This is a genomic window from Vibrio sp. R11-SG3-ISO3-SZ, assembly GCF_059834345.1.
This window is the reverse complement of sequence record NZ_JCBDGX010000170.1, coordinates 1-13,313: the sequence shown is the minus strand read 5'-3', so window position 1 is coordinate 13,313 and position 13,313 is coordinate 1. Positions and strand designations below refer to the sequence as shown.

The following is a 13,313-nucleotide window of genomic DNA, read 5'->3' as shown; positions in this document are numbered from 1 at the left end:
ACCTAGATCATGGTTAATTGTAGCGAACCTGATACCAGATGCAGCTAAAGCGTCGAATTTTCAGACAATTCTGACGACAATAAAAAACCCTATCCGAAGACAGGGTTTTGGAGAAATGGCTTGTAGAACCGTCTATTTATCACATTATATTGATGTTTAACGGACACTCCATTGCGAGAGAGAACGTTTGAAATCCGAGTAATCAAACTCGTTCAGCTTCTGTACCTCACCAGACGAGCGCTCGCAGTACACAGATGGCATGCGCAGGCCGTTGAACCAGTTCAGTTTCACCATGGTGTAGCCCGCGCTGTCAAGAATATGAAGGCGCTGACCAATCTCAAGCGGCTGGTCAAAGTTTGCAACACAGAATTGATCCCCAGCAAGACACGAACATGATCCGATCACATATTCATGCTCACCACCATCAGACGCTTCTAGAATCGAGGCAGGCTCGTTGTAAATAAGCGTATCTAAGCGGTGCGCTTCGGTCGCCGAATCAACAATCGCTGTTTTTTTGCCGTTCTCAACGATATCCACGACGGTAACCACTAAATCTGTGGTCTTAGTGATGATGGCTTCCCCCGGCTCAAGATACATTTGCACGCCATGCTTGTCGGCAAAGGCTTTGAGTGCTAGACCCAGCTTTTCAATATCATAACCTGGCCAAGTGAAGAAGACGCCACCGCCCATGCTCACCCAGTCGAGTTTATCTAGGTAGTCACCAAACTGATGAGAGATAGAATCGAGCAAGCCAATAAACGCATCGACGTCCTTGTTTTCACAGTTCATGTGGAACATCACGCCATCGATGCCATCAAACACCTCTGCATTAACGTGGTCCGCTTGCACGCCCAAACGAGAGAACTGACGCGCTGGGTTAGCCAGATCTTGACCTGCGTAGCTGACACCTGGGTTGAGACGCAAACCAATCGACGCCTTGCCCTCAACGATATGACGGTACGCAGCAAGTTGTGATTGCGAGTTGAAAATCATCTTGTCGCAGATGTCCGCGACTTCACGCACATCCTCTTCACTGTAACCCACGCTGTAGGCGTGCGTCTCGCCGCCAAACGTTTCGTAGCCGAGTTTCACTTCAAATGGGCCAGAGCTGGTGGTGCCATCAAGATAGGGCTTGATGATGTCAAACACACCCCAGGTTGAAAAACATTTCAGCGCCAACACCAGCTTAACACCCGAAATCTCTTTGAGCTGCTTGGCTTTCTCTAGGTTTTCAATCAACTTGTCTTCGTTGATCATAAAGTACGGAGTTTTCAATTCGTTGTGCATCACGAGTTCCTGCTTAAGAGTTCTACTGTGCTGTACCGCCACAGAACCCTAAATGACAAAAACAGCCATTGAACACGACCAATGGCTGCTTTGATGAGCATCGCTGGGTGTGAACTCACACCCGATACTCGATTATTTGAGTTTATGAATCACGGGTTGGCCAGGCTCGAGTTCCTGAACATGCCAATCTAGACCAATCTCAGGCATGGTCTCTAGGAACGGATCTGGGTCGAGCTGTTCCATGTTGAACACGCCTTTATCCGCCCATTTACCACGGAAGAACTGAAGCGCAGCCGTAATAGCTGGCACACCTGTCGTGTAAGAGATCGCTTGATGCTCCACATCTTGATAGGCGACTTCGTGGTCCGCATTGTTGTAGATGAACACGCTACGCTCTGCGCCATCTTTCTTACCTTGCACCCAAGTACCGATACAGGTTAAACCTGTGTAGCCTGGCGCCAATGAGGTCGGGTCAGGAAGTAACGCTTTCAATACGTGCAGTGGCTGAACCACAGTGCCGTCATGCAACGTCAGCGGATCTGGGCTCAGTAGGCCAATATCACGCATCACGTTGAAGTAGTTAAGGTAACGATCACCAAAGCCCATCCAGAATTCGATGCGTTTTGCAGGGATGAACTCTTTCATTGAGCGCACTTCATCGTGCGCCATAGAGTACACCTTGTGAGCACCACAATTAGGGAAATCAAACTCAAGCATACGAGAGTGACAAGGTACTTGCTTCCACTCACCGTCTTCCCAGTAGAAAGAATCGCCTTGGATTTCAAGCATGTTGGTTTCTGGATCAAAGTTAGTCGCAAACTTCTTACCATGATCACCCGCGTTGACATCCATCACGTCAATCGTGTCGATTTCATCGAACAAGTGTTTCACCGCATACGCGGCAAATACCGATACCACGCCTGGATCGAAACCAGCGCCAAGAATGCCTGTGATGCCTGCTTCTTCAAACTTCTCACGGTAACCCCACTGCCAATCGTACGCTTCAGGCACTTGCTGACCTTCTGAGCACAAATCAACCGCTACCGAGGTATCTAGGTATGACACTTTTGCTTGGTAACACGCTTCCATGATCGCCATGTTGACCCAAGGAGGACCCGCGTTGATCACAAGATCAGGCTGAACCTCTTTGATTAAGGCAACCAGTGCCTCCACGTCGTCCGCATTCACTGCGCGCGCTTCTAGTTTCTTAGTTGAATCTTTCAGATTATTTTTCTTCTGAATCGATTCGATGATCTTCTCGCACTTACCTAAAGTACGTGATGCGATAGTGATATCACCGAGGACGTCGTTGTTCTGAGCCGCTTTGTGCGCGACTACCCAGCCAACACCGCCGGCACCAATCTGTAGAATTGCCATGGTCTTTGTTACCTTATTTTACTAGTTCAACCGCAAGCTGGTTGATGTCGTTTAATAGTTTCTCAAAATCTTTCAATGAAAGCGTTGGGTTCAAAATCGTAAACTTGAGTGCTGATTTACCCGCAATGACGGTTTCGCCCAATACCGCGATACCGCGTACCAGCGCTTCAATACGCACTTTCTGGTTGAGTTTATCCAAGTTCGCTTCGTCACCCAGCGTGCTGCGGAATAGCACCGTCGATAGTGCAGGTCTGGCTAACAGTTCAAAACCAGGTGCCGCCACAACCATATCCGCCACTTGCTGAGTTTGCTCTAACAGGTGATCGTACATCTCACCGAGCGCCTTTGGTCCTACACTTTGCATTGTCATGAAGACTTTCAGTGCATCGAAACGCTTGGTGGTCGCGATAGACTTGTCGACCAAGTTTGGCAACTCATCGTGCTCACGGTTCAAATAGTCCGCGTGGTGAAGCAAGAACGCAAAGTTTGCTTTGTCGTTCACTAGCAAAGCGCCGCAGCTAATGGTTTGGAAAAACAGCTTGTGGAAGTCCACGCTGATGGAGCTTGCGCGCTCAACACCTTTGAGGCGACCTTTTGAGCCACTGAGAATCAGTGCGCCGCCGTATGCACCATCGACATGCATCCAGAGTTCGTGCTGCTCGGCAACCTCGGCGATACGCTCAAGATCATCGATCGCGCCATGATCCGTGGTCCCTGCCGTACCGACAATCGCAAATGGAATCAAGCCTTGCGCTTTTGCATCCGCAACCACTTGCTCAAGCAGCTCTGCTTTCATGGTGCCGTCGATATTTGCTGGAACGGGTAACACTGCTTTCTCACCTAAGCCCATCCAAGAGGCAGATTTTTGCACGGTGAAGTGCGCATTAGCCGAACAGACGATTCGCAATTTGTCGGCGTAATCAGGCAAGCCCAATTTTTGGATAGAGTGGCCAGAAAGTTTGTTGGCGATCCAATCACGCGCCAGCATAAGACCCATTTGGTTGCTCTGCGTGCCGCCGCTGGTCATGATGCCGTCGGCGTCTTGGCTCATGTCGTATTTGTCGCACAGCCAGTTAATCACTTTTTGCTCAACGTAAGTTGCAGAAGACGCTTGGTCCCATGAATCCATTGACTGGTTGAGTGCACCAATCATCGCCTCTGCCGCCACAGATGGCATCAAAGGGGGTGTATGCAGGTGAGCAATACAGCTTGGGTGCTGAGTAAAAATGGCATTTTTCGCCACCAAGTCGGTCGTGCTGGCAATCACCTCTTTCAAACTGGTTTCAGAGGCATCAAGGTTGACCGCATTGATTTGCGCTTCAAGCAATTTAGGGTCCATACCTGAGTATGGTTTTTCCACTTGCTCAAACATCGCTTTCATCACACGCGTAGTGTGAGACATCACCGCCGCGAACTCATCCGCACCCTGCTCACCGGTGTGAATAAAATGCTTGTTCCACTTTTGGTTGTCCGCAGGTGCTTCAACGTAATCCGCGCCAGCAGCAATCATCGCCGCTTCAAGTGTGCGTAGCGCAAAATCAATTTGTTCAAACGAAATAATCAGCGGTGGTAGGAAACGGATAACCGAACCGTCACGGCCGCCTTTTTCAACCATCAAACCACGTTCCAGTGCCGCGCGTTGAATGCGCAACGTCATCGCACCATCGGAGGCTGGCTCGCCAAACTTGTTCTTCTCGTCGTTGGTTTTCTTGATTTCAACGCCTAGCATCAAGCCTTTACCACGAACTTCTGCTACACAGTTGACACGCTTTTGGATATTTTCTAAACCAAGGCGCAGGTATTGACCGGCGATGTTAGCGTGCTCCACTAAGTTGTCACGCTGAATGATTTCAAGTGCTTTGGCACCAGAGACCATTGCCAACTGGTTGCCACGGAAGGTGCCCGTGTGCTCGCCCGGTTTCCAAGTGTCGTGCTGCTTGTTGATCACTAACAGCGACATCGGCATACCGCCACCAATCGCTTTCGATAGGCAGAGCACGTCTGGCACAATACCCGCCTCTTCAAACGCAAAGTTGTAACCTGTTTTCGCTACACCACATTGAATTTCATCAAAAATCAGCAGGATGCCGTGCTCATCACAGATACGACGCAGGCCTTGCAGCCAGAATGCAGGTGCAGGGATGACACCGCCTTCACCTTGAACCGGCTCAACAATAATCGCTGCCGGCTTCATGATGCCCGCTTCGTCATCATTCAAGAGACGCTCAATGTAACGAATGCTGGCTTTGGCGCCTTCATCGCCACCCAACCCAAATGGGCAGCGCAGGCTGTAAGGGAATGGCATAAAGTGCACATCAGACATCAGGCCAGTACGACGCGCTTTAGTACCTAGGTTGCCCATCATGCCCATAGTGCCGTTTGTCATACCGTGGTACGCACCACGGAAAGCAAACATGGTGTTACGACCGGTGGTCTGCTTCGCCAATTTGATCGCAGCTTCTACAGCGTCCGCACCTGAAGGGCCGCAAAATTGAATCACACAATTGTCGCCTAATTGCTCAGGCAAGAATTCCTTCACCGTCTTGATAAAGTGGGTCTTCGCTTGGGTGGCGATGTCCAATGTTTGATATGGCAATCCGCTGTCGAGCTGATCTTTCAGTGCTTGGTTGATCTCTGGGTGGTTGTAACCCAAAGCCAATGTGCCCGCACCGGCCAGACAGTCGAGGAATAACTGACCGCGAGTATCTTCAACTAAAGCACCGTACGCTTGTTTAATCGCAATCGGTAGACGTCGAGGGTAAGAGCGAACTTCAGATTCGTGCTGTTGCTGATCAAGCAAAATTTGATCAGGCGTGAGATCATACAGACCATCCACAACAGGAATCTGAGTTGAAAAAGGGGTTGCGATAGCGTTGGTATCGACTTCAAAAGCTGTGCTCATGATAAGTTCCATTGAAACAATTTTCGGCCTTTTCCGAGATAAAATGGGAGAGGAAAAGGAACAGCAAACGGCTCGGTGTCGATAGCAAATCGCAACCAAGCATAAACAGACCATCACATGGGATGGATTCGACGTTTAGTAGAAAATCAAGGTTCAGTGATGCAACTGTCTTGTAAAACAGGGCACTCAGGAAGAACTAAGCTGATCAATGTGTGTTTATTTAGTGGATTCAATGTTGGGTTTCCCATTCATATGTCGCTATACGACAACAGTATCCCGTCTATCGATAAAAGGACTTATCGATACCTACCCTACGTGTTGTTCACTCAGCCCGAATGACCTCACGCGTGTCCCCCAGAGCGTCATTACGACTGCTCTCCGAGATTGCGCGCGAAAGTATCATAATTTGCCGGAAATTGGCAACTCATTTTCGCAATATCGAATCAAATTATTAATTAATCTATCAAAACAAAAGTGTTAATAGACCACGTCAATCGAAATGATTTCAGTTAATAAGCTGAATCAAAAAAACCGGGAGGTCATAAGAGCCATTGCGTGTAGCGGCATCTACGCAAGTAATAAGAAAATGAACGACAAAAACTCGGTATAAAATTGCGTCCTACCCCAAACTCAATGAGTAAAAACCACCTCCAACATCTCAAAAATGAGACAACACCTGTAAATGAGTACTACATTCGGTCATTTTTTGAATTTGCCCCTCTCACTTTGTCATTAGAAAGGCTAAGCTAGTAACAACTATAACGAAATACAAACACCTTATGTGACAGCGTCTTATCTGTAACGAGATGTATAGGGAGATCACCTTGAACTGGAAGTTATCATGCGTCGCCGCGAGCACACTGATGTTGAGCCTCGCAGCACAGTCACAAACGTTAGAACAAGCGGTGGCTTATACCATTGCCACTAATCCGGATCTAAAATCGAGCTACAATGAGTTCCGCAGTGCCGTGAAATCTAGCGATGCTGCCGTCGGTGCGTACTTGCCGAGTATCGATTTAGATGCGGGTATCGGTTATGAAGGAATTAACGATGCTGAAAGCGTAGGTGGAGGGAGTAGCGACCTCACCCGAAAGGAAGCGACCGTAAGCTTAACGCAGTTGCTGTGGGACGGTAACGCAACATTAAACGATATCGACCGCACCGCGGCGGATGCGGAGTCTTTGAGGCTACAACTTTTGTCGCAGGCTTCAGACCTTGCACTTCAAGTCACCGAGATTTACCTAGATGCCGTTAAAGCCTACGAGGTATTGCAGCTTTCAGAGAGCAACCTCAAGGTCCATAAAGACATCTACAAAGACATCAAACGTCGCGCCGACTCTGGCGTTGGTTCAACCGCTGATGTTACGCAGGTTGAAGCGCGTATCGCCAAAGCGCATGGTAACTTGCTGGCAGCGCAAAATAACCTCTTTGATACCCATACTCAGTTTCAGCGAGTGGTAGGTCAAGCACCGCTTGGGCTCATCTACCCGCGTGCTGACGAATCACGTATTCCTCTTACTCTCGAGGAGGCACTTGATCAGGCGATTGCCTCTCACCCTGTGATTCAAACCTCACACGCGGATGTTGATGCTGCACGTTTTCAATACAAGCAGTCTAAAGGTAACTTCTACCCCACGTTCTCTATTGAAGCGAGTCAAACTTGGCGAGATGACGCTGGCGGCGATGAAGGGCGTAGTGACGAAACCCTTGCCATGCTTCGCATGCGCTACAACCTCTATAATGGTGGCAGCGACAGCGATCTCTCAGAACGAGCGGCTTATCAACTTAACAAGGCCAAAGATTTACGCGACAACGCGTATCGTCAAGTAGAGGAAGGTTTACGCCTCTCTTGGAGTGCGCTTGATTTGACCTTGCAACAAAAGCAGTTCCTCTCCGACCATGTCGATTCTGCCTCAGAAACAGTGATTGCCTACGAGAAACAGTATCGTATCGGCCAACGTACCCTACTTGACTTACTCAACACCGAAAACGAACTGTTTGAGGCGCGTAAAGATTACCTCGACGCCCACTACGCTGAGCAGTACGCCAAGTATCGAGTGATGAATGCAACCGGCAACTTGCTCGACGCACTATTAGTGGATACGCCAAAAGAATGGCAAGAGAAGATGGAGTATTAAGATGAACAAATTGATGCTATTCCCGTTTTCTCTGCTCAGTGTAGCGCTTGCCTTTACCGCACAAGCCGAAGACGATCAGTATGACTATATTGACACTCCCACAGCAGAACAACCGTTTGATCTCACCGATGACGACAGTGATGGCGTAGTGAACGCACGTGACTTCTGCCCCGGTACACCGTTGGGAGCCCTTATTGACAACGATGGCTGCGGCCAAGCCCTCGCGAAACGCGAAGAGTCGCAGCTGTTTATCTTATTTGCAAACAATTCGGCCGAAGTCGATTGGCAATATTCAACCCAAATTGAAGCGATGGCAGAGTTTCTTGCCCAATACCCAGAGACGTCTATACAACTGCAAGGCTACGCCAGTAAAACTGGCAGCGCGGAACGCAATCTAGAGCTGTCAAAGCTACGAGCAAATGCCGTTGAGCAAGAGTTACTCTACTATGGTGTGGAGCCTGAGCGGATCGCCATTGTTGGTTTTGGAGACAGCGCAGCCGAAGAAAGCGCGGGTGACGCGACTACTGAAGCCTTAGATCGCAAGGTGTCCGCCACCGTGGTCGGCATGAGCCGAGAAGTGGTCAAAGAGTGGACGATATTTACCACTATTCCTAAGTAACACTGCGATAAGTGACTCTTTAAGGATTAAATCGATAAGGCTCTCTAATAAAACAACCGCCCCCACTGCGAGCAATGGGGGCGGTTTTCTTTACAACTCGACGTCGAAAAAATCACGATGACGATGATTCGTCTTTAACTCCCGGCGTTTCGACCGCAGCGGGCATCTCTGCAGCGCTGGGTGTCGCCTCGGTACAGTTTTGACTAGACAGTTGGTGCGTATCCATATCGTACTGCTCTTTGATGGCATCTTTTACCGTGCCTTCCCAAACAGGGACACCGACGAAGTAACTGGTCCGCGCCACCACATGCGCCGCAATCGGTGCCGTCACCATGATGAACACGACAACCGCCGCTGCGCGAACGACGATGGCGGCATCGCTCCAAAAAACAATCGCAAAGGCGATCACCAGTAGACCCACACCTAACGCACCTGCTTTAGTGGTCGCATGCATACGGGTCAGCAAGTCAGGCATGCGGTTTAAGCCAATGCTGGCAAGGAGCATCAAGAAAGAGCCCAGCAGTGCAAATAGCGCAACAAAAAACTCAGTCATCATCTTGAATTCCTCTTTTCTCCAAAAAGCTCGAGAACCCGACAGCCGCCAGAAACGACGTCAACGCCAGTACAATAGCCACATCAATGAACGCTGGCTCTTGGTATGCCAGTCCATATAGCACGACCAAACCGACGGTAAGTGAGGCCATTAGCTCAAGCGCAACCACTCGGTCGGGTAGCGACGGTCCTTTCAGCAAACGAACCGAAGAGATCAGCAGCGCAAGAATTAGCATGGCAAAACAGAGGGTATATACAGTATCCATCGTCGCCTTACTCCATAATTTCCAGCACCATGGCTTCAAGCTTTTTCAGCTCTGCCACATGCTGTTGTTCATCTTCAAAATACATCAGGTGGACAAACAGGACTTTTTTGTCGGTGGACACATCCAGTGCTAGTGAACCTGGTGTAACGGTAATTAAGTTCGAAAATAGCGTGATGCCGGCATCGCTTTTAATGTCGAGTGGGACGGCAATCACCGCAGGCTTCATCAAATGCGTCGGCGTCAGTACATCGTATGCCACGCGAGCGTTCGATTTAACCAAATCCCAGATGAAGAACAGCGCGAACTTAACAAACTTAGGAAACTTACCGAAATAACGTTTGAACGCTGGCTGATCGCGAAGCACGTAAGCCAACACCACATAGCTCAGCAACATGCCCCCAAAGAGATTTGAGATGGTGTAGGTGCCCGATAAGATCACCCACGCCAACGCCAATAACATATTCCAACCAAAGGCTTTCATCTTATTGACCTCCTAACACAGCATCGATGTATTGCGCAGGATCCAGTAGCTGATCCGCGGTCATGCTTGCGAGATTGACAAACCATTCTGCGTTAATACCAATCGTAACGGTGATGATTGCCATCAAGATGATCGGTAGGTAAAGGAAGAATCGCTCTGAATCTGACATCGCTGGCAACACTTCTGCATCCTCTGGCAGCTTCTTCCAGAACGCTTCCGCCCAAATTTTCACCATCGAATAGAGCGTCAGTAGCCCCACGGCGAGCGAAGCAATCACCCCTATCCATGCTTGCGCATCAATACCTGCCTTGATCACGACAAACTTAGCGAAGAAGCCTGACAACGGTGGAATACCCGCCAGAGACATGGCTGGGATAGCAAACAAAATCGCAAGGAACGGCGCGGATTTATACAAACCACCTAACCGACCCAGATCGTAACTGCCGTGCATACGATGCATCACACCACCGATAAGGAACAGGTTAGTTTTCACCACGATGTGGTGGAAGAGATAAAATACCCCGCCCAAAATCGCCAATGGCGTAAAGAGCGCCAAACCTAAAATCATGTAGCCAATCTGACTCACGATATGAAAAGACAAGATACGACGTACTTCAAACTGCGCCGCCGCACCCAGCACGCCCGTCACCATGGTGAAAATACCCATCCACATCAACAAAGTGCCGTGAGTAAAGGCGATATCACCGACAAAGATTAGGCTAAACACGCGATACAGTGCGTAAACGCCCACTTTCGTCAACAAGCCAGCAAACACCGCTGAAATAGCGACAGGCGGTGTATGGTAGGAGGCTGGCAGCCAGAAAAACATCGGAAATGCCGCCGCTTTGATGCCAAATGCCACCAAGAAAAGCAGTGAAATCACCGTCACCACTTGTGGGCTGTCGGTGGTCGCCAATTTTTGCCCCAGATCCGCCATATTCAGCGTACCTGCGTAGGCGTAAAGCAAACCAATCGCACTGAGGAACAATGCAGAAGAGAGCAAGTTAAGCGTCACATACTTGAGCGCGCCCTCCATTTGACTGCGTTCGCCACCTAAAATCAGCAAGCCAAACGATGCCACCAGCATGATTTCAAACCAAACGTAGAGGTTGAAAATATCACCGGTTAGGAAAGAGCCAATGACACCTGCCAACATCAGATGCAGTAGCGGGTAGAAGCCGAACTTTTCGTGCTCCTCACTCATGGTGGCCAAGGCATAAATGGAGATACAAAACGCCACGACCGCTGACACGGTGACCATAATCACCGCCAACAGATCCGCCACCATTGAAATACCATAAGGTGGCTGCCAGTCTCCCAAGGTGACCACTTGGATCCCATCGTTATAAACGGTGTAGAACAAGGTGACCGCGGCAATCAGCAACGCAAAATTAGAGAACACACTGATCCAGCGTTGCAGCGTTTGATGTTTCCACAGCGTCATCGACAACGCCGCGGCAAACATAGGGATCAGTACGGGCAATAGAAGTATCATAATTGTGAATCTGTACTCTTCATTTCGTTCATGTCATCTTGACCGATCACGCTGTAAGCGCGCTTAATCAGCACCACGGCAAAGGCTAATACGCCAAAGCTGATGACGATAGCAGTCAGAATAAGGGCTTGGGGCAGAGGGTCAGCAATCGCCCCCACCGGAGCCGTCATACCCTCAGCAATCAGTGGTGGCGCACCACGAACCAGACCGCCACCGGTAAAGATCAGCAAGTTGGTCGCATTCGACAGAATGATGAGGCCAATGACCAACTTCACCACACTGCGGCGCAACATCATGTACAGAGCAGCGGCGTAGAGCGCACCGATCACCAAAGCAAATAATGTGGTCATTTAATCCTCCAACTGTGCCAGTGAGAAAAGCAGTGTCGTCACCATGCCGATCACAACAAAGTAGACGCCCACATCAAACATCAGCGGCGTGCTCAATTTGAGCTCACCCAATCCCGGCACATTGACGTACCACCACTGCGCGGTCAAAAACGTGCTGCCAGATTTAATCACACCGACAAAACCGCTGAGCGTCGAGATAATCAATCCTCCACCCATCAGGTAAGTGCTGTCGATGCCAATCAACTTGCGTGTCTCTTTGGCATCAAACGCGAACAAGTGCAATGCAAAGGCCGCTGACGCCACCAGGCCCGCGATAAAACCGCCGCCCGGTTCATCATGGCCACGCACCAATAAAAACACAGAAAACAGCAGCAACATCGGCAGCAGAAAGCGTGCGATGACCTGCAAAATCATAGAAGTACTGGTTTTGTTCATCATTAGTCCCTCTTCGAACGCAGCATCGCAGTCACACCAATCGCCGCCAACGACAAGACGAAAATCTCACCTAGCGTATCCAGTGCACGGTAGTCGACCAAAATCACGTTGACGATATTGCGCCCTTTCGCGATTGGTACACTGTTTTCAATCAAGTACCCGCTAATACCGCCTGGCATCGAGAAATGCACTACTGTCATCAATAGCGTCGCCATCATTGCACCAAACAACAGGGCGACGATGGTGTCACGCCAACGCACATCCGCGCTTGAGAGCGTTTGGAACTTAGGCAGTTTGAACAAAACCAACACCAACATGATGACCGTCAGAGTTTCAATCAGCACCTGAGTGATGGCCAAATCAGGCGCGCTAAAGAAGACGTAAATCAGCGCCATGGCAAAACCGAGTGCGCCAAGGGCCGCCACCGAGCTCAAACGTACTTTGGTCAAACAAGCAAACGTAATCACCGCAATGATCAGAATCGATAGGCCGATCTCTTTGAGCGTCACGTCAGAGAAATCCAAATCCCAGTGGAAACCAACGCGGGTAACCATGGCGTACGCCACCAAACCGATCGTCGTGAGGAAAATGGTCAAAATGTAGTTCGACATATAACCATTTTGCAGTTTGGCGGTACTCCATTTGGCGAATTTCACCATGTTGTCCATAAAGACAAAGTAACCCGCTTCCGGTCCGTAGTTCAGTAATGGTTTGGCTTTAATTGCACGTTTGCCGAGTTTATCCCACTGCTTAAATAGGAGGTAACCGACCACCATAGCCGTAATACTCAGCATCAGCGGAAGATTGAGACCATGCCACAGCGCGAGATCCACCTTACTCGCAGGATTACCGAGAATCGCCGTCGATGCAGATACAACAAGCGGCGAAGCCAATGAAGGAATCAAGCCAAGAACCAGACCTAACACCGAAAGCACCGTAAAGCCAAGACGCATTCCAAGCGGCGCTTCGTGCGCCTCCTTTGGCGTGGCTTTCTTCTCACCCCAGAAGGGTTTGATCACCAATAGCCCTGCACAAGCGACAATAAAGATGGAGGTCAACAGCGCCATAAGCGCAAGCAACGCTGCCCAAGGGCTGGATAACACGCCTTCGAGCATCATCTCTTTACCGATGAACCCAAAAAGAGGCGGAACGCCTGCTAAAGCCAGTGCAGCGAGAGACATGAACGCCGCAGTGTACGGCATCGCTTTACGTAGCCCACCTAACTCGCGCACATCTTTGGTGCCCGTTTCATGATCTATGGTGCCTGCCGCCATGAAGAGTGCACCTTTGTAGAGGGCGTGGCCAAGTAAGAACACCACCGCCGCCACCAGCGCCGCTTCCGTGCCGATACCAACCAGCATGGTCAAGGTTCCCAGTGCCATCACGGTTGAATAGGCCAAAATGCGCTTCA

General features: G+C 49.7%; 12 protein-coding genes. 2 read left to right on the top strand and 10 right to left on the bottom strand.

Annotated elements, in window-relative coordinates:
• Nucleotides 1–156 precede the first annotated feature (156 nt).
• The 3 genes from nspC to AC6R1O_RS18220 all read right to left on the bottom strand — a co-directional run bounded on the left by nspC (nucleotide 157) and on the right by AC6R1O_RS18220 (nucleotide 5,566).
• A complete protein-coding gene (nspC, locus tag AC6R1O_RS18230) occupies nucleotides 157–1,290 on the bottom strand; it encodes a carboxynorspermidine decarboxylase (protein ID WP_500638257.1) in 1,134 nt (377 codons plus the stop codon).
• Nucleotides 1,291–1,419: 129 nt separating this feature from the next.
• Nucleotides 1,420–2,664 (bottom strand): carboxynorspermidine synthase, encoded by a 1,245-nt coding sequence (locus AC6R1O_RS18225; protein ID WP_500627653.1) that lies wholly within the window; start codon nucleotides 2,662–2,664, stop codon nucleotides 1,420–1,422.
• 13 nt (nucleotides 2,665–2,677) lie between these two features.
• A complete protein-coding gene (locus AC6R1O_RS18220) occupies nucleotides 2,678–5,566 on the bottom strand; it encodes a pyridoxal phosphate-dependent class III aminotransferase (protein ID WP_500638258.1) in 2,889 nt (962 codons plus the stop codon).
• An 863-nt stretch (nucleotides 5,567–6,429) separates the two neighbouring features.
• On the opposite strand from AC6R1O_RS18220, the gene AC6R1O_RS18215 reads away from it, so the two are divergent.
• Both AC6R1O_RS18215 and AC6R1O_RS18210 read left to right on the top strand, forming a co-directional pair.
• A complete protein-coding gene (locus AC6R1O_RS18215) occupies nucleotides 6,430–7,704 on the top strand; it encodes a TolC family outer membrane protein (RefSeq protein WP_487903725.1) in 1,275 nt (424 codons plus the stop codon).
• A gap of 1 nt (nucleotide 7,705) precedes the next feature.
• Entirely contained in the window at nucleotides 7,706–8,323 is a 618-nt protein-coding gene (locus AC6R1O_RS18210) for an OmpA family protein (RefSeq protein WP_487903721.1), read from the top strand.
• Nucleotides 8,324–8,435: 112 nt separating this feature from the next.
• On the opposite strand, the gene mnhG is transcribed toward AC6R1O_RS18210, so the two are convergent.
• The 7 genes from mnhG to mbhE all read right to left on the bottom strand — a co-directional run.
• The gene (mnhG, locus tag AC6R1O_RS18205) at nucleotides 8,436–8,879 is read right to left on the bottom strand and encodes a monovalent cation/H(+) antiporter subunit G (RefSeq protein WP_500627650.1); all 444 of its coding nucleotides are present in this window, start codon (nucleotides 8,877–8,879) and stop codon (nucleotides 8,436–8,438) included.
• Entirely contained in the window at nucleotides 8,869–9,141 is a 273-nt protein-coding gene (locus tag AC6R1O_RS18200; RefSeq protein WP_334552313.1) for an MrpF/PhaF family protein, read from the bottom strand. Before AC6R1O_RS18200 ends, mnhG begins: the two co-directional genes overlap by 11 nt.
• Before the next feature lie 7 nt (nucleotides 9,142–9,148).
• The gene (locus AC6R1O_RS18195) at nucleotides 9,149–9,622 is read right to left on the bottom strand and encodes a Na+/H+ antiporter subunit E (protein ID WP_500631160.1); all 474 of its coding nucleotides are present in this window, start codon (nucleotides 9,620–9,622) and stop codon (nucleotides 9,149–9,151) included.
• A gap of 1 nt (nucleotide 9,623) precedes the next feature.
• Entirely contained in the window at nucleotides 9,624–11,117 is a 1,494-nt protein-coding gene (locus AC6R1O_RS18190) for a Na+/H+ antiporter subunit D (protein WP_500638259.1), read from the bottom strand.
• A complete protein-coding gene (locus AC6R1O_RS18185; protein WP_334552316.1) occupies nucleotides 11,114–11,467 on the bottom strand; it encodes a Na+/H+ antiporter subunit C in 354 nt (117 codons plus the stop codon). The genes AC6R1O_RS18190 and AC6R1O_RS18185 overlap by 4 nt, the downstream gene beginning before the upstream one ends.
• Entirely contained in the window at nucleotides 11,468–11,905 is a 438-nt protein-coding gene (locus tag AC6R1O_RS18180; protein ID WP_334552317.1) for a Na+/H+ antiporter subunit B, read from the bottom strand.
• A partial coding sequence (gene mbhE, locus AC6R1O_RS18175) for a hydrogen gas-evolving membrane-bound hydrogenase subunit E (protein ID WP_500657578.1) occupies nucleotides 11,905–13,313 on the bottom strand: 1,409 nt, incomplete at its 5' end. The genes mbhE and AC6R1O_RS18180, both read right to left, overlap by 1 nt.

What these genes read in the sequence shown, in the direction of transcription:
- AC6R1O_RS18225 (WP_500627653.1), bottom strand. Translation starts at nt 2,664, where the DNA reads ATGGCAATTCTACAGATTGGTGCCGGCGGTGTTGGCTGGGTAGTCGCG.
- AC6R1O_RS18220 (WP_500638258.1), bottom strand. Translation starts at nt 5,566, where the DNA reads ATGAGCACAGCTTTTGAAGTCGATACCAACGCTATCGCAACCCCTTTT.
- AC6R1O_RS18215 (WP_487903725.1), top strand. Translation starts at nt 6,430, where the DNA reads ATGTTGAGCCTCGCAGCACAGTCACAAACGTTAGAACAAGCGGTGGCT.
- AC6R1O_RS18210 (WP_487903721.1), top strand. Translation starts at nt 7,706, where the DNA reads ATGAACAAATTGATGCTATTCCCGTTTTCTCTGCTCAGTGTAGCGCTT.
- mnhG (WP_500627650.1), bottom strand. Translation starts at nt 8,879, where the DNA reads ATGATGACTGAGTTTTTTGTTGCGCTATTTGCACTGCTGGGCTCTTTC.
- AC6R1O_RS18200 (WP_334552313.1), bottom strand. Translation starts at nt 9,141, where the DNA reads ATGGATACTGTATATACCCTCTGTTTTGCCATGCTAATTCTTGCGCTG.
- AC6R1O_RS18195 (WP_500631160.1), bottom strand. Translation starts at nt 9,622, where the DNA reads ATGAAAGCCTTTGGTTGGAATATGTTATTGGCGTTGGCGTGGGTGATC.
- AC6R1O_RS18190 (WP_500638259.1), bottom strand. Translation starts at nt 11,117, where the DNA reads ATGATACTTCTATTGCCCGTACTGATCCCTATGTTTGCCGCGGCGTTG.
- AC6R1O_RS18185 (WP_334552316.1), bottom strand. Translation starts at nt 11,467, where the DNA reads ATGACCACATTATTTGCTTTGGTGATCGGTGCGCTCTACGCCGCTGCT.
- AC6R1O_RS18180 (WP_334552317.1), bottom strand. Translation starts at nt 11,905, where the DNA reads ATGATGAACAAAACCAGTACTTCTATGATTTTGCAGGTCATCGCACGC.